The organism is Yersinia sp. Marseille-Q3913, from assembly GCF_963892745.1.
Taxonomy (GTDB): Bacteria; Pseudomonadota; Gammaproteobacteria; order Enterobacterales; family Enterobacteriaceae; genus Yersinia; species Yersinia bercovieri.
Genome location: NZ_CAWQAF010000002.1, coordinates 1 through 22,050, shown reverse-complemented (window position 1 = coordinate 22,050; position 22,050 = coordinate 1). Strand labels below are relative to the sequence as shown.

Genomic DNA, 22,050 nt, shown 5'->3' with positions numbered 1-22,050 from the left:
GCCCGTCAGAGCGGCATTACCAAGCCCTTTGTGAGGCGCTACAGGGCTTGATGACTTAGATTAACTTAATTATTAACAATATAATTACTCACTCTTTTCCTCATTCAAAATATAATAAGAAACAGGTGTTCTTTCTATTTCAATCGCCTTGGCTGTTGATATTTTTTTCTCTATAGCAACATTAGCATCAATCAACTTATGGCTATCTTCGCTAAAAAGAATTTTGCTTAGATCCTCGTCGTTATAGGAGGTGCATTGTTTATAAATGTTTTTAAATACATTATTGGAACTATCAACATATTGTTTTATTTGATCAATGTGATTTGGCTGCAGATAGCCTTTTCTAGTATCGTTACTCGCTGAGGCCGGATGAAGTAAAAAGCTAGACAATGGCATAGCCAACCTCTCTTTGGCCGCGCAGTAAAACATTGTTGCTGCAGAGGCGACCATTGATGAATTTATTGTTGTTATTGGTGCACGTGAACTTCTTACCGTTTCATAAGCCATATAGCCGCTATCCATATCGCCTCCATTGCTATTAATATAGAGATACAGATGCTTCAAAGTAGGGTAATTAGCATTTATCTCATCAATAGATGAAATTAACTCAGTAACGCTTTTTTCCGTGACATCGCCGATGTAATAAATCTTTGCAGCCGCAACAACCTCTTTTCCTGCACTTTTGTTTTTTACTACGGAGACAGTCGCTAACGATGATGCAGAAAATGTTAGTACGCAAAAAGTAATTATTTTCTTCATGTTGATTTATCCCAAAAAAAATCAATCATACTTACTCTTGCTAAAAATATAATAAAAATATTATTCTTATTTATTGTTTGTTTATAAATATCACTATTAAAAATAGCTGGATTCTAAAATTCTGACAAACAGCGCTACCCATGCAGAACAATAGATTACCGCAAGGGATTATGTTTTCAAATGCGAGTCCTTGCACTTACTCATGAATAACGCCTCCCCCGTAAAGATTAAATATTTTTTCATGCTTATATGCCCCATTCAAGAACACTATCGAGTGGAAGTCGGTACTATTTTTTTCTACAAACGACTCCATAGGAGGTTACGCGGTGACCGCCAAAATTCTTAGAGTTCAAGTTTCACCACGATAATTTATTTATTATTGTAAATATCAAAGCTATCAAGTCATGCTACACATTGAAATCCAGTTGCAGAGTGGCCCTATCCGCCAAATTATCAGCAGCCATAACCAAACAATGGCTACCAATGACTTTCATAATAATTAAAGATATGTGTAATGAAAAAACACTTGTGACACGATTTGTAGCAACAAATCCCTTTCTTTTACAAATAATGTTATTGACATAGCTTTGTGATTTTATTTCTATAATGCCGCTTTTATTAATATGAAATGCATTACTGCAATTGGTACTATTCAGAGAAGCCATACTTATATCGAATCGATATCCATTGCTATCCTCCCAATATGGTATTGACTCAAATATATCAACAAAAATACCTTGATGTAAAAATGCAGAGATAGAATCCACATAATCATGTGTCCATTGTTCTCCACCGTGATCAATGAAGTTTTGGTAACTGCTCTCAAAGTCCCCAGGAGTGCTAACCCTATAGTTATCTATATAATAATGCATCCTATACAAATCAGCTTTCATAGAATCACTCATCAAACCTCGAGTGTCTATCGATGTATTATCGACAATAAGATTATTAATTGCCATTGAGAATTTTTGCGCAAAACCTTTATCCAAAATGGCTGTAAGAGTTTTGCTGCCGAAGTAATCAGGTGAATTAATCCCGTTATTTTGTGTATTAGTCGATGAGTTTTTTTTAGAAAAAAACATTATAACTGTTCCTTTTTAGCCCTGTCCATTAAACGATTTTCGGGTAACACAATGTTGGTACTAAATAATCGAAGAGCGTAACCTCCTTTGCCAGTGAGTGTTAAGCAGTTTTAATATCCTTTAACGGAGTAAAGGTAACCTAATACATTTAAGTAGTTGCATGATGATACCTTGGGCATATACTAACGTTGTTTGGAATTGTTTTTATGCAGCATGGTGGTGGTGATTGTCAACTTTTTATTATTTCTGCACTAACTTAATATCGTTCTGTCAACGGAGAGCTAAGTGCTTAATGCATAAAAAATCCCGCGCTCGAATCAACAATAATTCCAACGCGGGATGGTACTCATCATCAATCAGGCAGAAAGCTGTTCGATGGTTTGTAAAATACGTTTCTCAGAAATGGGGTACAACGTCCCTAGCTGCTGGGCAAATAGGCTGACCCGCAACTCCTCAATCATCCAGCGGACCTCTTTCACATCGTCATCCTGCTGGCGCTTTGGCGGCAGCTTATGGAGCCACTGCTGCCACTTCTGTTGCACGTGCTCTATTCGCTGCATATTCGCTCGATCACGATGCGGGTCTATCGCCAGTTTTTCCATGCGGCGTTCAATAGCTTGCAAGTAGCGCAGAGTATCCGGTAGACGTTTCCAACCATTATTGGTGACGAAACCGCGATAAATCAGACCACCTAGCTGAGCTTTGATGTCCGAAAGCGCCAATGCTTGCGAGATATCTACCCGCCCTTTCAATCGCTTATTAATACTGAATACCGTGGTCAAGATCTGTTCAACTTGTTTGGCTATCTCCACTACCGTTTCATTCAGTTCAGCGCGCACCTTCTCCTGTAGCCGGACAAAATCGGCCTCCTGCCATACCGGGCCACCATATTGCGCGACTAATTTATCCACGCCACAAGCAATGCAATCATCAATTAGATCCATCACTTTGCCATAAGTATTGAAATAGAGACCAAGCTTGGATTTGTTCGGCAATTTCTCATGCAAATACTTAATCGGTGAGGGAATATTCAGCAGCAATAATCGCCGGGTTCCCTGCCACATCGCCTGTTGCTGCTGGGCTTCAGTATCAAATAAGCGGATCGCGACACTCTCTTTTTCATCCACCAGTGCTGGGTAGGCTTTGACTTCGTATCCGCCACGGCGCTGCTGATAGCAAACAGGCAGATCGCCAAAGCTCCAGATATGTAAGTCATTTTGCTCAATACCATCATCGGCTACAGCGGAAAGCGTTTCTTGCACTTTCGCATGTAACTGTAACTTCAGGGCCGCGAGATCTTTACCTTCGCGCAGCGTGCGGTTTTTCTCATCCAGTACGCGGAACGTCATTTTCAGATGATCAGGCACCTGTTCCCATTGCCAACTATCACGTGACACCGTCACGCCTGTCATGCGGCGTAGTTCGCGCTCCAACGCATCTAGCAGGTCAGTTTCCAGTGGCGTGACCCGCGCGAGGAAAGCCTCGGCATAATTGGGGGCGGGGACAAAATTGCGCCTTACCGGCTTCGGCAATGACTTGATCAGCGCAATCACCAGTTCACGGCGTATCCCTGGGATCTGCCAATCAAAACCCTGCTCCTGAACCTGATTCAGGATCGGCAACGGAATATGAACCGTCACTCCATCGGCGTCAGTACCCGGTTCAAATTGATAGGAGAGCCGCAGTTTAAGCTGCCCCTGATACCAAAAATTAGGGTAATCCAGCGGATTAACTTTGTTAGCACCATCCTTGATCAGCATGGTTTTTTCAAAGTTCAGCAACTCCGGCTGGGTCTGACTGGTTTTCTTCCACCAATTATCAAAATGGCGGGCAGAAATAACCTCACGACCTATGCGCTGATCATAGAAGTTAAACAGCGTCTCATCATCCACCAGAATGTCGCGACGACGGGATTTATGCTCTAACTCCTCCACTTCAGCCAGTAATTTTAGATTGGCGCGGAAGAAAGCATGGCGAGTTTGCCAATCGCCCTCCACCAAACCGTGGCGGATAAATAGCTCACGGCACAGTGGGGGATCAATCGGGCCGTAATTGATTTTGCGCTCAGTCACTATCGGCAAGCCGAATAAGGTGACTTTTTCGCTCGCCATCACTGCACCCTGCGCCTTCTCCCAATGTGGATCGCTGTAATGGTGTTTCACCAAATGTTGCGCCAAAGGTTCAATCCACTCCGGTTCAATGCGGGCAGCAATGCGGCCCCATAAACGGCTGGTTTCGACCAGTTCGGCAACCATGCTCCATTTGGGCGGTTTTTTGAATAAGCCGGAGCCTGGAAAGATGGCGAAACGCGCATTTCGTGCGCCGGTATACTCTTGTTTATCAACATCTTTCTGGCCGATATGTGATAGCAATCCGGTCAGTATCGCGGTATGGACACTGCGATAATCCGCAGCAACACTATTGACCGGGATCCCCAGCTCTTTCACTACCTGACGCAGTTGGGTGTAAATATCTTGCCATTCACGCACCCGTAGGTAGTTGAGGAAGTCGCTGCGGCATAATTTGCGAAACTGCGCCGATGACAGCTCTTTTTGCTGCTCTTTCAGATAGTCCCATAGGTTAACAAAGGCAAGGAAATCAGAGTCTTTATCCGCAAAACGGCGGTGTTTTTCATCCGCTGCCTGTTGCTTATCCATAGGACGTTCACGGGGATCTTGAATCGATAACGCCGAGGTGATAATCATCAATTCCCGCACGCTACCACTTCTCTGCGCTTCCAAAACCATACGCGCCAGACGAGGATCAACCGGCAATTGCGCCAACTGGCGACCTAGCGGAGTGAGTTGCTGATGACCATTTTCGGCGGTTTGTATCGCGCCCAACTCCTCCAGCAGCCGCACACCATCCTGAATATTGCGTTTATCGGGCGCTTCCACAAATGGGAACGCCGCGATATCCCCCAGACCCAGTGAGGTCATTTGCAGAATAACAGACGCCAAATTGGTGCGTAGAATTTCCGGGTCGGTAAATTCAGGGCGCGAGAGGAAATCCTGCTCGGAATACAAGCGGATGCAGATACCATCCGACACACGACCACAGCGGCCTTTACGCTGATTAGCCGAAGCTTGCGATACCGGCTCAATCGGCAGTCGCTGCACCTTAGTGCGGAAACTATAGCGGCTGATACGTGCCGTACCGGGATCGATAACATACTTGATGCCGGGGACAGTCAGCGAGGTTTCTGCCACGTTAGTTGCCAGCACAATCCGCCGCCCATGGTGGGATTGGAATACCCTATTCTGCTCGCTATTTGATAAACGAGCATAGAGTGGCAGCACTTCGGTATGGGGCAGATTTTGCTTCATCAGCGCATCAGCGGTGTCACGGATCTCACGTTCGCCGCTCATAAAGATCAAAATGTCGCCGGGACTCTCATGGCTCAGCTCATCCACCGCATCAAAAATGGCCTGTAGCTGATCGCGCTCAACATCATCCGCATCATCCACAATGGGCCGATAGCGAACCTCCACCGGATAGGTGCGGCCTGACACTTCAATAATCGGCGCATTATTGAAATGCTTAGAGAAGCGCTGCGGATCAATAGTCGCCGAAGTAATAATCACTTTTAGATCAGGGCGTTTTGGCAATAACTCACGCAAATAGCCCAGGATAAAATCGATATTCAGGCTGCGTTCATGGGCCTCATCGATAATCAAAGTATCATACTGCATCAGCAGACGATCCTGCTGAATTTCAGCCAGCAAGATGCCGTCGGTCATGAGCTTAACTAGCGTGTTTTCACCGACTTGATCGTTAAAGCGCACTTTATAGCCAACACAACCACCGAGTGAGGTCTCCAGCTCATCAGCAATACGGTTAGCCACGGTTCGCGCTGCCAGCCGCCGAGGTTGAGTATGCCCAATCACCCCTTTCACGCCACGACCCAGCTCCAGGCAAATTTTTGGCAACTGAGTCGTTTTACCGGAGCCAGTTTCGCCCGCGACAATTACCACCTGATGGTCACGAATGGCATTAAAAATGTCTTGTTTCTTCTGACTGACCGGCAAATTTTCAGGATAGGTGATAGTCGGACAAGCCGCGCGGCGACGGGTAACCCGCTGCATGGCAGTAGCGATTTCAGCTTCGATTTCGCGGGTAATGGCCTCTACGGCCTCTGGATTATTGACTTTTCGTGCGCCTTGCAGCCGACGCCGCATACGCTGTTGGTCACGGAGCATCAACTCACCGAGTTGGGAGGATAATGCTGTGAGCGAAGATTTCACGTTCAGTATTCCTTGTTACGATGCGGCTGCAACCCACGGCGTCAGCCCAATGATTTTATGCTATGAAGTTGATTCGCGGATATTTTTATTAATCTGTATCAATCTTTTTTCCGTCGAGATGCGGTTAGCAATCCAGCGCTTTTATTCTATAAATCTTTGCCTGATATGGTAACACAGCCAGGGTTTACGCCGTAACCCAGCCAGCATCTCTTGGTGATTATCATCGTTCAATAAAATCGAACAAAGAACGCAAAATATTGCGCTATCCATAGTAGAAAAATATGAATAAAGTATATCTCATTGAAAGGGCGATTCGCCTAAGTCTCTGTTACCTGTTAAGGAATTACGATGAGCAAAGTTCTGGTTCTGAAATCAAGCATTCTGGCAACTTATTCTCAGTCCAACCAATTGGCTGACTTTTTTGTTGAACAATGGCAAGCTGCCCACGCAGGTGACGAAATCACGGTACGTGATCTGGCCGCTCAACCTATTCCGGTGTTAGATGGCGAACTGGTGGGTGCTCTGCGCCCTTCAGATGCGGCACTGACTCCACGTCAACAAGAAGCGCTGGCACTGTCTGATGAGTTGATTGCAGAATTGCAAGCTAATGACGTGATCGTGATGGCTGCACCTATGTACAACTTCAGCATCCCAACTCAACTGAAAAACTATTTTGACCTGATTGCCCGTGCAGGCGTGACGTTCCGTTACACCGAAAAAGGCCCTGAAGGTTTGGTTACTGGCAAACGTGCCATTATCTTAACCAGCCGTGGCGGTATTCATAAAGATACCCCAACTGACCTGGTGGTCCCTTATCTGCGTCTGTTCCTGGGCTTTATCGGTATTACTGATGTTGAGTTCGTGTTCGCAGAAGGTATTGCTTATGGCCCTGAAGTTGCCACCAAAGCACAGGCCGATGCTAAAGAGCTACTGGCGCAGGTTGTTAGCGCTTAATTGATGACTTTCGCGTATCGGTGGGTGTCTCCGTTGATACGCGATGGGAAGTGACCTTGTATTACCCTCGTTTTACCCAGTAGTGCTATTAAATTAAGTCGTATCATTAATGCCAGTCTGTTTAATAGCGGACTGGCATTTTTTGTTTGCGGGGCGAGGTAAACCCACCTCTTATCTGCTGGCTATAAATATGACCCGGTGCTTTTCTATGAAAGTAGCCTGTTATTAAGATGGGCGGCCAGTGAGCTAATGGCAGAGTTGAGTCAGCTCTTTTTCACTCAGACCGGTCGTTTTCATAACGAGGGTGCGATCAACACCATTAGCCAGCATAGCGCTAGCAATTTTCAGGGCCATTTCTTGCGCCCCTTTCATGCGGCCTTTTTGTTCCAGTTTCTGTGCAATCGTCATGAGTACCTCTTCGTGCTGTGGTAGACGGTGAGCCAGTTCCCAGATAAACGTTTCCGGCGTGAGAGCTTCACCATTCTGTAGCATGTAATTCATCAATGATACTAGCTGATCTTCCGTATTGTAACCTCTTGATAGCAGTGTGACCAGTGGTTCCATCAGCTCGGATATGTCACGTTGACGAATGTGCTTCTGCAACAGTTCTAGCATGGCAATGCCCCGGTGGCTCATGATCTCATCATCTGGGATCACCGTGATATCGACCAGCGGGAAGCTGCCGCCATAGAGTTGCCCGGCCAGCACTGGCTGGTTGAACGCTTGTAGCCAGCTCATGGGATACGGGTAGGGTGTGACCTGCCCATGATAGAACAGGATAGGTATCACCAGTGGCAGTTTGTCGTTACCCGCATCGAGATGGCGCTGCATGGCGGCGATGGCATAACGCATTAACCGAAAAGCCATATGCTTATCAGGTGAACTTTGATGTTCGATTAGGGCGTAAATATACCCGTCCTGCGTCTGCGTTTTCAGCGAGTAGAGTACGTCAGAGTAATAGGCCCGCAGGTTATGTTCGATAAAACTACCGGACTCCAGTTGTAGGGTATTTAAGTCACATATTTTTCGGTATTCAGGCGGTAAGTGGATCTCCAAAAAGTCACGGGCAGTTTGTTGATGGGTAAGAAATTGTTTAAAAATAGCATCATGGGGTGTAGGGGTGGTTTTCATCGGGCGATGCTAGCACGATCGGTTTATCATATTGAATACTCAACTTAATTTTCAGATTTTTGTTACACGGAACCCCCCTCGCAGGTTTATCCTGCCTCCGTTGCCGGGAGCAGGATAAGTTTTATTATTCATCTGCGTGTTCGGTTTTTCTCTGATAGAGATCAGGCTTAAATAACCAATATGAGAGTAATACTGAGAAACCGGATAACGCAATATAAGCGCCTGCATAGACCAGATCATAAGAGACCAAATAGCTGATAATGAGAGGTGTTAATCCTCCCGCCAGCGTCGATGAGATATTGTAACCCATGCTGAGCGTGGTTGTTTGCCCCTCGGCAACGTCTGCTAATACCGACGGCATCGTGCTTGATATCATGGCAGTATTTATTATAATAATAAGCTGAGCAAGCAGGATTAACTCAATTACATTACTTCCTATCACATAATATAGCGGCACCGAAAACAGAATTAACCCTATCACCCCAGCATTAAGTACTTTAGCTGATGAGCTATATTTATCGGTTAACCAACCACAGATCAGCATAAAAAAAAGTATTAGTGTTGAGGATAGAATGGCATACAGACTTTTAAAATCGCCCAGTTGCAAATTATCACGAATAAGGGAACTTGACATATTTTGAGCATAAAACACCACGGAACCAGGAACGTTAATCAGTAATATTTGCAAGGATTTGCGCCAGTTAACCCGGCGATAATGCCCAGAGGCGGGTGGTTGAATCGGTAATCTGGCCCGAAACCAGAAACTAACCGTGATATTGACTACCCCCAACAATAGGGGAATTCGCCAGCCTACTGTTTGCATTGTCACAGGATCAAGGGCTAGTTCCAGCACTAATACCAGCAGTAATGAGGCAATAACCCCCATGATTGCACTACTCGTAATCAGTGCAGATATTCTGGCGCGTTCACTATTTTTGGCATCATTAAATAGGTAAGTGGTGAGTGTTGGCCACTCGCCGGCATAACTGAAAGAGAGCGCCATTTGCAGCACTAAAATAGCCAATGGTGTATAAGATCCCAGAAGGCTGATAGGCAATAGTGCCATACACAGTGTGGCGCTACCGCTGACAAAACTGGTGAGGATCAGGGCAGATTTTCGCCCTGCTCTATCCGCATAACGGCCAATAATATAACCGCCGACTGGCCGGACAATAAACCGCAAAGCAAATATCCCCCACACCATCTGCGTCGCTTGCTGATACCCCTGACGTTCTAACTCTGCAGTTAAATATACAGATATGGCAGCAAATACCGCAATATCATAATATTCAAGTGCATTCCCGGCGACAGCACCCAGTCTAAATTTCCATTTCATTTAACCTCCTTTATATTATATGCACTTTGCTCTTAGAACATCTTTTTACAGGGCCACGCTTTCCTTTTATTTCATTGATTTATAATCATAGCGACGATTAACAATTACTTTTCTAAGGGTAAGTAATAAGTGTTTCCAGGCAGGACATAGTAATACCATGCTCCTTAAGTGCATTAAATAAGCCGCCCAATGAATGATGTTCACAATTTAACTTCTTTTTTATTCGCTGAATACGTGCATGTTCAGTGGTGATTAAGCATCCCTGAATGGCAGCTATCTCTTTGACTTTACGATGAGCCAATAACAGTCTAATGGTAATCATCTCTTTACGTGTAAAACGGACATTACCAAATCGCATATAAGGGTGAACATCCAGTAGATCGTTAGTTGAATCATGTTTTTTATTGGTAAGCTCTTTATAAGTAGGTATCTCCTCCCGTAACGGTAATATAATATCGCGATCTTGATGCCATACGCGATGAGCATAATCAGCAATAATTGGTTTCCATTTATAGAGAGTCATTACATCATTAAAAGATAGTTTACTCTTGGAATTAATGGATAAAAGTTCAAATACATTGTCATATTGCGTACAAATATCAATTTTGGTTTCTCTTTTGTTGTTTTTTAGCAATACATCCATAAACTTAGATGAGTAATCATGCCAATATTGAATACCAGGTACGATGCGTTCACTAGTGAGTAAATCTAAATCATTATCAAAATATATCAAATACCACTCATAATTACTTGGTATTGTTAACATGCGCTTATTAATTAGATCTACCTCACCATAAGTTATGTCCATATTATCCCAGTCAAAATTATGTGAGAAAACTCTTCTTAGATTTATACTGTTTTTTTCAATGGTATTATTCTTTCCATCCATGACCACCTCCTGGAATTATTAGATCCCTTATTAGGAAACGACCTTTACTCATCATCTAAAAAATAAAAACCCATATAAAATCAAGGATAAACAGTAAGTCTATCCAAACAAGACAAGGTAATATCATGTTCCTTTAGCGTCTTAATTAACTCTATTAATGAATCGTGCTTACAACTTAATTTTTCTTTAATTCGCTGAATGCGCGCATTTTCAGTTGTGACTGAGCACCGCTGAATTGCAGATATTTCTTTTGCTTTTCGATTAGAAAGTAGCAATCGAATGGTGATAATTTCTTTGCGTGTAAAAAAAATATTACCAAATCGCATATATGGATATCTGTCCAATGATTCATCAGGATTGCTATTATAATTTTCAAGAATACTCTCAGGAACAGGTATATCCTCCCGTAACGGCAATATAATATCCTGCTCTTGATTCCATATGCGATGTGCATAATAGGCAATAATTGGTTTCCATTTGAATATAGTCATCATATCGGCATGTGATAGATTTATCTTAGAATTTATAGAAAGAAGTTCGAATACATTTTTATACTGTGTACAAATATCTACTTTCAAACCTATCTTATTGTTTTTTAAAAACACATCAGAGTATTTAGAAGAGTAATCATGCCAATATTGAATCCCAGGTACAACGCGCTCACTAATTAACAAATCCAAATCATTATCAAAATAGATTAGATGCCATTCATAACTACTTGGCATCGCGAATATACATTTATCACTAAGATCTACTTTCGAGTAATTAACATCCATTTTATCCCAATCAAATACATGTGAAAATACTCGCCTTAAATTTGAACTACTCTTTTCAACTGTATTGTTTTTTGCATCCATAATTACCCTCACTTAATATTATCACCCTAAAGAAATCTATCTGAACATATATTAGACATTAACACGTCGCCATATAACACACAACAATACCAATTCAAACAAGTATATTATAATGCTACTCTTTAATTTAAGATCAATATAACTTTAGAATACCAAGGCAGTCAAAAATCCAATTTAACCATGAGAGTGACTTATTGTAATTTCAATTATTATTAATCTGATTGCTATTTTAAAAAGGGAGTAACTGTATTATGAAGAAGGACTGGAATCCGACCGAGATCACCTCGGCGATAAGAAATAAGGGGTCGACTCTTTCAGAGTTATCACGGCGCGCAGGATTAAGCGCATCCACACTGAGTAATGCACTTAATCGTCAATGGCCAAAAGGCGAAAAGATTATAGCGGACTTTCTCGGGATAGATGCTGCGGTAATATGGCCATCACGTTATAAAAACAAGAATAAAAATAATAAATAACTATTAGCTAGTGCTAAAGTCAAACGCCCAGGTTAAAAGCGGGCGTTTGACTGAAATACCTTGATGCCGACATGGCGATATTCAGCGTTTCATCCATTGACCATTAATGCCGCGCACATACTCCCCCGCAGCAGCGCGGTTAACCAGTTTCTGCCCCGCCAGCTTGGCTACATCTTCGGTTGAGATGTGGTTCTTCTGCGCCACTTCTTCATATTTTTCAGTGCGCGCGATATTGATCTGCTCCACCAGCGCCAGTGTTTCAGGATCTTTTTTCACTGGAGCCAGGTATCCGCTGAGGGTTTCGCCCACCCGCCCCTGCTGCTTGGCCTGCTCTAAAGTCAGCGCAAACGCCATTGAGCTAAACAGCAGAGTGCCACTCAATATCATGCCACTCAAAATCAGCCGAATCAGCCCGCCGGTGCCACCAATCCAGCCTGAAGTTTGTTTGTTCATCATGGCTCCTTAGAATAAGTTGGATTGATTTTTAAGCAGGTTTTCCACATCTTTATCGACTCTGATCTGGATTTCATGCTCAATCTTGACGTTCATATTGATAGTGATAGGTTTTTCCGGAGTCGCTACCTCGAGGCGCACACAGCCACTGAGTAGCAAAATACCCAGAGCCATCGCCATACGTTCCCCTGTCAAGATCTTCATTCCTTCGTCCTCGCCGGTGTGGCTGTTGGTTGTATTGAAAGCGTTTGTTGTAACCACTCTTGTAAAATGTCACCAAAACGCAAGCTGCGCCAGAGTTGGAAGACATTTTCCTGATGTTGATAGTTCAAGATGACCGCGCGTTTGGAGTTTTTCTGCGTATTCACACCATGAATTTTCGAACTTAACGTTAATTGCCCCAGATTATCAAGATCCACTTTGGCATACGATTGATAAATCTCCATATAGCGTAGCCAGTCAATTGCCGCACCGGCGGCAATATTGCTGTCACCGATTTGGTTAGCCAGATCCTGATCCAAACGCAATGTCACCATGCCGTCATTCGCCATCCAGCCATTGCGCACCAGCCATTGAGGATTATTGAGATAAAGTGGCAGCTCACCATTCACTTTACCTGACATCGCAAACTGTTTCGGCTGTAGTACGGTAAAGAGTTCGCTGAGATCAATGGCGGTTAATTTCAGCACTGCGGCATCATGTTGCGGCAAGCGCAAAGCAGACAAACTCATGTGCCCCTTTAGAATATCCATGCCCACATTGCTCAGCGTCAATGGGGCCTCCTCTGAATAGGGGTAACTGCCCTGTAAATCGGCGGTAATATTGCGCATATCAAACAAATTGGTGAGTGAAGCAATGCGCAGCATCACTGGCTCTTTGGCCCCTAATTGCCAGCGGTGATCTTGCAGGCGGTAAGACATTACAAAATCCAACCCACTCAGCTCGCCATCTTTTAACCACATCCCGCCACGTTTCACCACCCAGTGACCACCGGCGGTGAAACCTTGTTCACGGGCCGCCGAGAAAGCCGCTTGAGCATAGAACTCCCCATCACGCAGTTTGATGCCTAGCTCTTGTGATATCAGCGGCTGGAATACCGTTAACGACTGTTTCGGCCACCAGCCTTCACCACGTAAGCGCTTGCCATCCCAACGGCCACTTAGCGGGATTGGGCCAATTGCCTGCGCCTGTAGTTTCCCCTGCCACAGGAAGCTCTCTGGGTCACGACCATTGAGTTGCAGCGACAATACCGCCGGCGGCAAATAACCACCGCCATCACTAAATGCGACTTTTTTCGCTCCCAACTCAAAACCGGCAATAAAGGCGGGATGATGATGATCCCGCTGCCAGTTCAGAGGTTTGACCAATGTCAGCCGTGGGGCTTCAACTTTCACCAATCCATACTGCAAACGGTCAAAACCGGTCGAGAGCTTATCCACGGTGATCAATGTGCCCTGCCAGCTCCCTTTGCCGCTGACATCCCACCGCGCCGCCAGCGGCGGTAGTAGACCATTGCCCCAATAGCGCCACTGCCACTGACCTTTATCTGGCCAAAAATCCTGCGCCTGACCATCCAAATGCAAATTAAAATGGCCCCAGTAGCTATCTTGCGCATCGACAATGGCCTGTAGACGACCCGAGACACCCGCGGAGGTCACTTTTACCCCCGCCAGAGGCCAACGGGCATCCCTTATCCGCAATTCTGGTGTGACATTACCGTGGGCACGCAGCAAAGCGCCGGGGTGCAATACCCAGGTTGGATTGAGCACCGAGCCGCTGAGGATACCGGGGATGGTGGCATTCAGCACCATGGTCTCCAGATTAGCTTGCCCGCTGAGCTGGAAGGTTAAGTCGCTGTTGGTCAGGCTGAGATTGCCTGGCCCAAGGGTCAGTACTGCATTGCCCTTACCACTTTGGCCGGAGGTGATCACATGGATGCGCGCATCCACCGAGGTTTGATCCAACCCCTGATCCCAGTCATGTAGCGTCAGATTAATACCACCACTCAGCGGCTGCTGGGCATAGGGCCACTGCCACTGTCCATTAGCAATTTGAATTTGATTAGCTGATACACGCCACGGTAACCGCGCCAGCGGGGCGTCGTCACCGCGCTCAGTGAGGGTCAGCACCCCTTGCTGCTGTTGCCAGCTCAGGTTCAGTAACAGTGGTTTGGCGAGATAGCCGGTGGTCAATACGCCGTCAAGCGCCCCCTGCTCAGGCCAATCATCCACCGACAGCGGAATTTTAATCTTGCCGCTAAGTTCAAACGGCTGCGGAGTGCCGGGCACCGCCATCGAGAATTGATGCAGGCTAAGCTGCTGATTTTCATCCAGTGTCGCGGCAAAGCTCAATTGTTGGCCCTGATAGCGCAACTCTTGACTAAACTTCTGCTGTGGGAGAGCGCTATCTTGGCTGGACGAGGTGAGGGTCAACTTACCGGCATATTGCTGCCACGGCGTAATCTGTAAGTTGGCGATATCGAGATCCAGCACCGATAGCTGCTGCTGCCAGTAGGCCAAATCTTGCGGTGCGCGCTCGCCAGTGCTCGGTAATTGACTCAGGCAGGCGGTATCCAGCGCCACATGACCGGCCGCCACTTGCCAGCGGCCTTGATGGTAACCCAGGCTCAGGGTATCGATATTGGCGAGTGTGCAATCTTGTACCCGATAGCGCAGTTGCGGAAGATGCAATGCACCATCTTGCCACACCGGCGGGCTAGCTAAGGTGAGTTGGCTACCTTCCGGCAACCAATATTGGGCGATTTTCGGTAACCACTGCGGCAGGGTTTTCCATAACGCCATCAGAGAAATTGCGCTGATCAATAACAACCAACCCACTATTTTTGCGCATTTAGTCATGACTTGCCCTGTTTTATCACCGCGCTGACTCACGGTGTGCTTTAATCTCACTAATCTAAACTGCAATCTCGATAATCTAAGCTGCTGCAAGATACCACAATATAGCGTGATACCCTTGTAACTCGAATATCACTGCTGCCATTGAAAACTGGAATAAAAACCTTACTTTTTTGGCATTAGAAAGTGACAACTGCTCTCCTTAGCTTATTGTTGCGGCAAATTGTATGATTTATTCAAATCTGTTAGATTGATCACAATATTTTGGCGGAGAAATCACGATGAAATTAGCCGTTTACAGTACTAAACAGTATGACCGCAAATACCTCGAATTGGTCAACAAAGATTTTGGCTTTGAATTAGAGTTTTTCGATTTTCTGTTATCGCCGAAAACCGCAAAAATGGCGGCGGGCTGTGACGCGGTCTGTCTCTTCGTCAACGATGATGCTTGTCGCGCTACCCTGGAAGAGCTGAAGAGTGTCGGGGTCGAGATTCTGGCACTGCGCTGCGCGGGCTTCAATAACGTCGATCTGGAAGCGGCGAAGGAGCTGGGCATTCAGGTGGTACGTGTTCCGGCCTACTCACCGGAAGCGGTTGCTGAACATACCGTCGGCATGATGTTGAGCCTCAACCGCCGCATTCACCGCGCCTATCAGCGTACCCGTGATGCCAACTTCTCGTTGGAGGGTTTGATTGGCTTCAATATGCACAATCGCACGGCGGGGATTATCGGCACCGGTAAAATTGGTGTCGCCACCATGCGTATCCTGAAAGGGTTTGGTATGCGTCTGCTGGCCTTCGATCCCTACCCAAGTGCGCAAGCGCTGGAGTTGGGTGCGGAATATGTGGATCTCAAAACCTTATATGCCGAATCTGATGTTATCTCGCTACACTGCCCGATGACCCCAGAGAATCACCATTTGCTGAATAAGCAATCATTTGACCAAATGAAAGATGGTGTGATGATCATCAATACCAGCCGTGGTGGTTTGATCGATTCGGTGGCCGCCATTGAAGCGCTGAAACAGCAAAAAATCGGCGCACTCGGTATGGATGTGTATGAGAATGAACGCGATCTGTTCTTTGAAGACAAATCCAATGACGTGATTCAGGATGACGTTTTCCGCCGCCTCTCTTCATGTCATAACGTGTTATTTACCGGCCATCAGGCATTTTTAACCGAAGAAGCGCTGACCAGTATTTCTGCCACCACCATGCAGAATATTGCTCAGTTGAAAAAGGGTGAACCTTGCCCGAATATCATTACCGTCTGATATCATTACCGCCTGATTAAATACAGCGGTGCGGCCCATGGAGGGGCCTAATAATGGCATCCCGATGAGCTGGCATCCGTTAGCGACTTTGGCAAGCACCACGCATCAACGCCCACTCCTCGCACCGCTTACCATCGGGTAACTGACACATCCCGACACTACTGCCATTTAGTTGCTTAGCCAGGGTTAATACTCCCCCGGCATTGGCGCAATTGAGTGACGCGGGATTAGCCATGCTGACATGAGTGTGGGCACTGGTGGCTTGCTGCACTGGCTCATAAGCATTGTTGTTTGATGCGGTATCGGTTGGATCATTGCTGCTGCAAGCGGCTAAAAAAAACACGGCGCCACCGACAAACCAAGATAATAATTTCATTCTTTTGCTCCGGCATAAGAAATATATAGCGCTATAATTGGCTTATATAATATCTGTTATCATTAAAACACAACATAAATAAGCATAAACACCATCATTTGATTTAGCTTAGCGTAAAGCGAATAGCCTAATTATCAGGGTATTTTGCCGCTTAAATGTTGGGGAAGTCATTAAATTGATATTAATCAGATAGAGAATCAGCGACCTAGAGTTGATAAAAAATAAAAGGGAATAACGATGATTACTGATTTATTACTACGAATTACCTTAGCGGGTGCGCTAGGTGGGTTAATTGGTTTTGAACGTCAGTTGCGTGCTAAAGAGGCCGGGTTACGCACCCATATTCTGGTGGGTATTGGCAGTGCCATGTTTATGATCGTGTCAAAATATGGTTTTGAGGATCTATTGACACTGGAACACGTCAGCTTTGACCCCAGCCGTGTAGCAGCACAAGTCGTCAGCGGCATGGGGTTCCTTGGTGCCGGGACCATCATGATTCAAAAGCAGATGGTAAAAGGGCTAACTACCGCCGCCGGAATGTGGGTTACTGCCGCTATCGGTCTGGTGATTGGTAGCGGACTTTATGAAATTGGGATTTATGGCACGCTAGTGACACTGGTGGTGCTGGAGATCTTCCGCCAATTAAGTCAGCACCTGATCGGGCAGCACCACTATGTCTCTATTAAGCTGCTGTCGGAGAGTGTCCCGCGTATTTTGGTGGCTCTGCAAAAACTACAGCTACAACCCATTAATCTGTCAGTCACTCAAAAACATGAAAAAGGGGAAACTGACTGTGAACTCACCATGGAAGTGATGCTGTCACCGAAAAAGAACCTGCACGAGATTTATGAAAAATTATTAGCGATCGAGGGCGTTCATCAATTAGATATCAGGTAATTGGATTATTTTTGGCTATTAATCAATAATCAAACTTATCGATCTCTGCGTTACCGCTAAACCCGCGATAGCGCAGAGAGTATAAAGTGGATACGTGCTCCCCGTCCCCATTCTGTCTTATTAATGCATCGGTGTTTTGGATAATAAATTAATCACCAGCACGCCAGCAATAATCAGTGTCATACCCGCAATCGCCGCCCAATCCAGTTTTTGCTGATACATAAAAGTGGCGGCCACTGATACCAAAACAATCCCCAATCCTGACCATATAGCATAAGCAATGCCCAATGGCATGGTTTTTACCACCTGCGAAAGCCCCCAAAAAGCAATACCATAGCCAATCACCACCACCACCGAGGGCACCAGGCGGGTAAAACCATCAGAGGCTTTCAACATTGTGGTTGCCACTACTTCGGCAACAATTGCCATCAATAAATACATGAAACCGTTCATGGCTACTCTCTCATTTTACTATTGAGCTGACATTATGCCCGCCCGGATGTAAATGGTCATTAAATCCCTCTCTGCTTCACAATTATTTCACAAATACCCCTGAGCCATAATCGCAGGTCACAGCGACGAGCAATATTTCGTGCAATGGTAAATAGTTTTTCTAATTGTAATAATTAATATCTGAATCACCGCAATATCGCCATCCAGCCGACTCAACTTATTCCTTGCCAACTGACCGCCACACAAATGCGATAACTGGCAAAAATGCGCTCTGCTAGAATTTTGCTATTAGTTCAAATAATCAGTTAACGGTCAGATACGCCCAATACCCATTTTCTATGCATGACACCTGTTCTCTGCATAATAAGCAATGTGAAGGTACAAATTAATGATTACAACTGACGGTAACAGTGCCGTCGCTTCTGTGGCCTATCGTGCCAGTGAAGTGATTGCTATCTACCCTATTACGCCAAGTTCCACCATGGCTGAACAAGCTGATGCCTGGTCGGGTGACGGCAAAGTGAATATCTGGGGTGATGTGCCCCGCGTGGTGGAGATGCAGTCGGAAGGCGGGGCCATTGCCACCGTGCATGGCGCACTGCAAACCGGCGCGCTGTCGACCTCCTTTACCTCCTCGCAGGGATTGCTGTTGATGATCCCAACGTTGTACAAGTTAGCTGGCGAGCTGACCCCCTTTGTGCTCCATGTGGCCGCCCGCACCATTGCAACCCACGCGCTGTCTATCTTTGGTGACCATTCCGATGTCATGGCGGTGCGCCAGACTGCTTGTGCCCTGCTGTGTGCCAGCAGCGTGCAGGAAGCGCAAGATTTCGCGCTGATTTCTCAAGTGGCGACACTTAATAGCCGCATTCCTTTTATTCATTTCTTTGATGGTTTTCGTACCTCACACGAAATCAATAAAATTGTCCCTCTCAGTGATGACACACTGCGTCAGCTATTGCCGCAAAAAGGGATTGATGCTCACCGCAGCCGCGCGCTTTCGCCGGATCATCCGGTGGTGCGCGGCACATCCGCCAACCCTGATACCTATTTCCAATCCCGTGAGGCCACCAACCCTTGGTATAACCAAACTTATCAGCATGTTGCCGATGCCATGCAGGCGTTTGCTGAGGCAACCAGTCGCGAATATAAGCCATTTGAATATTATGGTCACCCGCAAGCTAATCGTGTGATTATTCTGATGGGGTCCGCTATCGGCACCTGCGAAGAGGTGATTGATAGTTTGCTGACCCGTGGCGAGCGAGTTGGCGTGTTGAAAGTGCGCTTATTCCGCCCCTTCTCCGCTGAACATTTGCTGAGTGTGTTGCCGCCATCGGCGACAAAAATTGCAGTGCTGGATCGCACCAAAGAGCCGGGAGCCTTAGCGGAGCCGCTCTATCTTGATGTCATGACGACGTTGGCGGAGGCTTATAGCCGTGGCGAACGCGCCACCTTGCCGAAGGTGATTGGCGGCCGCTATGGTTTATCCTCCAAAGAGTTTGGCCCCGATTGCGTGCTCGCCATTTTCAAAGAGCTGAGTCTGGATTTGCCTCGTCCGCGCTTCACGGTAGGGATTTTTGATGACGTGACCGGCCTGTCACTGCCACTGACTGATGAGACAATCGAGCAGCGGGCCACACTGGAAGCCCTGTTTTATGGTCTCGGCAGTGATGGTTCTGTCTCGGCGACCAAAAACAGTATCAAAATTATCGGCAACAGCACCTCACTTTATGCGCAGGGCTATTTTGTTTACGACTCGAAAAAGGCGGGCGGCCTGACGGTCTCACACTTGCGCGTCAGCGAAACGCCGATCAACTCAGCTTATTTGGTCAGTCACGCCGATTTTGTCGGCTGCCACCAATTGCAGTTTATCGACATCTACCAAATGGCTGAACGACTAAAGCCCGGCGGTATTTTCCTGATTAATACGCCTTTTAGCGCCGACGAAATGTGGTCGCGACTGCCGCAGGAAGTTCAGGCGGTACTGCATCAGCGCAATGCGCGTCTGTTTGTGATTAATGCCGCAAAAATCGCCCGTGAATGCAAGCTGGGCGCGCGTATCAATACCGTGATGCAGATGGCGTTCTTCCATCTGACACAAATCTTGCCCACCGCGATGGCGCAAGAGCAGTTACGCACCGCCATTGACCGCAGTTACAGCAATAAGGGGCCAGAAATTGTCACCCGCAACTGGCAGGCGCTGGATGCCACGCTGGAAGCATTGGTGGAAATTCCGCTGCAACCTATTGATGAACACAGCCCAATGCGCCCGCCGATCGTCTCCGATCTGGCCCCCGATTTTGTCAAAACCGTCACCGCTACCATGCTAGCAGGTCTGGGCGATGCACTACCCGTCTCCGCCTTCCCGCCCGATGGCACCTGGCCGCTGGGCACCACTGCATGGGAAAAACGCAATATCGCGGAAAATATTCCTATCTGGCAGCCCGACCTCTGTACCCAATGTAACCATTGTGTTGCCGCCTGCCCGCACTCGGCAATTCGCGCCAAAGTGGTACACCCTGATGCAATGGCCGGTGCACCAGAGAGCTTGCAATCATTGGATGTCAAAGCGCGCGATATGCGCGGGCAGAAATATGTGCTGCAAGTCGCGCCAGAAGATTGCACCGGGTGCAACCTGTGCTACGAAGTCTGCCCGGCGAAAGATCGCCAAAACCCTGAAATCAGAGCCATCAACATGAAACCACGGCTGGAGCATCTGGTGGCAGAGAGAGCCCACTATGATTTCTTCCTCCAGTTGCCGGAAATCGATAAAACGCAAATGGAGCGCATTGATATCCGCACCTCACAGCTAATTTCGCCGCTATTTGAGTACTCCGGCGCATGTTCCGGTTGCGGTGAAACCCCCTACATTAAGTTGCTGACGCAGTTATATGGCGACCGCCTGTTGATTGCCAATGCCACCGGTTGCTCCTCCATTTATGGCGGCAACTTGCCGACGACTCCCTATACCACCAATGCTGATGGCCGTGGCCCGGCATGGGCTAACTCGCTGTTTGAAGATAACGCCGAATTTGGTTTGGGCTTCCGCCTGACGGTTGATCAACATCGCCAACGTGTCACTCGCTTGATCAATGAGCTGGCTCCCCAACTGCCGCCGGAACTGGTCAATCAATTGCTCAATGAGGAGGCCGCCCCTGAAGTTCGCCGCCAGCAGGTGATGCAACTGCGCCAGTTGTTAGCTGATATTCCCGGCAATGATGCGCAGCAATTAGCCACCGATGCCGATTATCTGGTGGATAAATCTGTCTGGCTCATTGGCGGCGACGGCTGGGCCTATGACATCGGTTTTGGCGGCCTTGACCACGTGCTGAGTCTGACAGAAAACGTCAATGTGCTGGTGCTGGACACCCAATGCTACTCCAACACCGGCGGTCAGCAATCCAAAGCCACGCCACTGGGTGCCGTCACTAAATTTGGTGAGCATGGAAAACGCAAGGCGCGCAAAGACTTAGGCGTCAGCATGATGATGTACGGCCATGTTTATGTGGCGCAGATTTCCCTCGGCGCGCAGCTCAATCAAACGGTGAAAGCCATTCAGGAAGCGGAGGCCTACCCCGGCCCATCACTGATTATCGCTTACAGTCCTTGTGAGGAGCACGGCTACGATCTGGCCTACAGCCATGATCAGATGAAACAATTAACGGCGACCGGTTTCTGGCCGCTATATCGTTTCGATCCGCGCCGCACAGCAGAGGGTAAAGCCGCCCTGGCGCTGGACTCTCGCCCACCGAGCAGCGACCTGACTACCACACTGCTTAAGGAGCAACGCTTCCGCCGACTCAATACCCAAGAGCCAGAGGTTGCCGCGCAACTGTATGCCGCTGCCGAAAAAGACCTGAAAAAACGCTATGATTTCCTGAGCTTGCTGGCCGGTAAAGCAGAGAAAGCGCCAACCGAGTGATAAGTTAATCTGCAAAAATAATAAGCCAGTCAGCTTTTTGAACTGACCCCATAAAGTTGGACGGTTTGTCAGGCGGTTATCTGGGCCTGAGT

Annotated in this window: 17 protein-coding genes; 5 read left to right on the top strand and 12 right to left on the bottom strand. The window is 46.9% G+C overall.

Annotated features, from left to right (window positions below; translation table 11 throughout):
• Positions 1-84: 84 nt before the first annotated feature.
• The 3 genes from AACW11_RS00780 to hrpA all read right to left on the bottom strand — a co-directional run bounded on the left by AACW11_RS00780 (position 85) and on the right by hrpA (position 6,085).
• Positions 85-759, bottom strand: coding sequence for a ClpP family protease (locus AACW11_RS00780; protein ID WP_212585549.1), 675 nt, complete (start codon positions 757-759; stop codon positions 85-87).
• 407 nt (positions 760-1,166) lie between these two features.
• Positions 1,167-1,841, bottom strand: a complete 675-nt coding sequence (locus AACW11_RS00775) for a hypothetical protein (RefSeq protein WP_212585548.1) — start codon at positions 1,839-1,841, stop codon at positions 1,167-1,169.
• Positions 1,842-2,197: 356 nt separating this feature from the next.
• Positions 2,198-6,085, bottom strand: coding sequence for an ATP-dependent RNA helicase HrpA (gene hrpA, locus AACW11_RS00770; protein ID WP_212585547.1), 3,888 nt, complete (start codon positions 6,083-6,085; stop codon positions 2,198-2,200).
• A gap of 348 nt (positions 6,086-6,433) precedes the next feature.
• Between hrpA and azoR the strand changes: the two genes are divergently transcribed.
• Positions 6,434-7,039 (top strand): FMN-dependent NADH-azoreductase, encoded by a 606-nt coding sequence (gene azoR / locus AACW11_RS00765; protein ID WP_212585546.1) that lies wholly within the window; start codon positions 6,434-6,436, stop codon positions 7,037-7,039.
• A gap of 246 nt (positions 7,040-7,285) precedes the next feature.
• On the opposite strand, the gene AACW11_RS00760 is transcribed toward azoR, so the two are convergent.
• The 4 genes from AACW11_RS00760 to AACW11_RS00745 form a co-directional block, all read right to left on the bottom strand.
• The gene (locus AACW11_RS00760) at positions 7,286-8,170 is read right to left on the bottom strand and encodes an Rpn family recombination-promoting nuclease/putative transposase (protein WP_212585545.1); all 885 of its coding nucleotides are present in this window, start codon (positions 8,168-8,170) and stop codon (positions 7,286-7,288) included.
• Between the two features lie 124 nt (positions 8,171-8,294).
• Complete coding sequence (locus tag AACW11_RS00755) at positions 8,295-9,506, bottom strand: MFS transporter (RefSeq protein WP_212585544.1); 1,212 nt, start codon at positions 9,504-9,506, stop codon at positions 8,295-8,297.
• A 112-nt stretch (positions 9,507-9,618) separates the two neighbouring features.
• The gene (locus AACW11_RS00750) at positions 9,619-10,395 is read right to left on the bottom strand and encodes a helix-turn-helix transcriptional regulator (RefSeq protein ID WP_212585543.1); all 777 of its coding nucleotides are present in this window, start codon (positions 10,393-10,395) and stop codon (positions 9,619-9,621) included.
• An 80-nt stretch (positions 10,396-10,475) separates the two neighbouring features.
• Entirely contained in the window at positions 10,476-11,252 is a 777-nt protein-coding gene (locus tag AACW11_RS00745; protein WP_212585542.1) for a helix-turn-helix transcriptional regulator, read from the bottom strand.
• Between the two features lie 251 nt (positions 11,253-11,503).
• On the opposite strand from AACW11_RS00745, the gene AACW11_RS00740 reads away from it, so the two are divergent.
• Positions 11,504-11,728 carry a helix-turn-helix domain-containing protein gene (locus tag AACW11_RS00740; protein ID WP_212585541.1) on the top strand — a complete coding sequence of 75 codons (225 nt, stop codon included), beginning with the start codon at positions 11,504-11,506 and terminating at the stop codon, positions 11,726-11,728.
• A gap of 81 nt (positions 11,729-11,809) precedes the next feature.
• Here the strand turns inward: AACW11_RS00740 and AACW11_RS00735 are convergent, their stop codons facing one another.
• The 3 genes from AACW11_RS00735 to AACW11_RS00725 are packed head-to-tail and all read right to left on the bottom strand — an operon-like array spanning position 11,810 to position 15,039.
• The gene (locus AACW11_RS00735; RefSeq protein ID WP_212585540.1) at positions 11,810-12,181 is read right to left on the bottom strand and encodes a YdbL family protein; all 372 of its coding nucleotides are present in this window, start codon (positions 12,179-12,181) and stop codon (positions 11,810-11,812) included.
• Positions 12,182-12,190: 9 nt separating this feature from the next.
• The gene (locus AACW11_RS00730; RefSeq protein WP_032896245.1) at positions 12,191-12,385 is read right to left on the bottom strand and encodes a YnbE family lipoprotein; all 195 of its coding nucleotides are present in this window, start codon (positions 12,383-12,385) and stop codon (positions 12,191-12,193) included.
• Positions 12,382-15,039: a YdbH family protein gene (locus tag AACW11_RS00725; protein WP_212585539.1), complete on the bottom strand. Its 2,658-nt coding sequence runs from the start codon at positions 15,037-15,039 to the stop codon at positions 12,382-12,384. Before AACW11_RS00725 ends, AACW11_RS00730 begins: the two co-directional genes overlap by 4 nt.
• Positions 15,040-15,317: 278 nt before the next feature.
• Here AACW11_RS00725 and AACW11_RS00720 point away from each other — a divergent pair, with 278 nt between their 5' ends.
• Positions 15,318-16,310: a 2-hydroxyacid dehydrogenase gene (locus AACW11_RS00720; protein ID WP_005270500.1), complete on the top strand. Its 993-nt coding sequence runs from the start codon at positions 15,318-15,320 to the stop codon at positions 16,308-16,310.
• 79 nt (positions 16,311-16,389) lie between these two features.
• On the opposite strand, the gene AACW11_RS00715 is transcribed toward AACW11_RS00720, so the two are convergent.
• On the bottom strand, positions 16,390-16,686 hold the full coding sequence (locus tag AACW11_RS00715) for a putative hemolysin (protein WP_212585538.1): 297 nt from the start codon (positions 16,684-16,686) through the stop codon (positions 16,390-16,392).
• A 237-nt stretch (positions 16,687-16,923) separates the two neighbouring features.
• On the opposite strand from AACW11_RS00715, the gene AACW11_RS00710 reads away from it, so the two are divergent.
• Positions 16,924-17,583 (top strand): MgtC/SapB family protein, encoded by a 660-nt coding sequence (locus tag AACW11_RS00710; protein WP_212585537.1) that lies wholly within the window; start codon positions 16,924-16,926, stop codon positions 17,581-17,583.
• 120 nt (positions 17,584-17,703) lie between these two features.
• Here the strand turns inward: AACW11_RS00710 and AACW11_RS00705 are convergent, their stop codons facing one another.
• Positions 17,704-18,036: a DMT family transporter gene (locus AACW11_RS00705; protein WP_212585536.1), complete on the bottom strand. Its 333-nt coding sequence runs from the start codon at positions 18,034-18,036 to the stop codon at positions 17,704-17,706.
• A 388-nt stretch (positions 18,037-18,424) separates the two neighbouring features.
• On the opposite strand from AACW11_RS00705, the gene nifJ reads away from it, so the two are divergent.
• Positions 18,425-21,958: a pyruvate:ferredoxin (flavodoxin) oxidoreductase gene (gene nifJ / locus AACW11_RS00700; RefSeq protein WP_212585535.1), complete on the top strand. Its 3,534-nt coding sequence runs from the start codon at positions 18,425-18,427 to the stop codon at positions 21,956-21,958.
• The last annotated feature ends 92 nt before the right edge of the window (positions 21,959-22,050 follow it).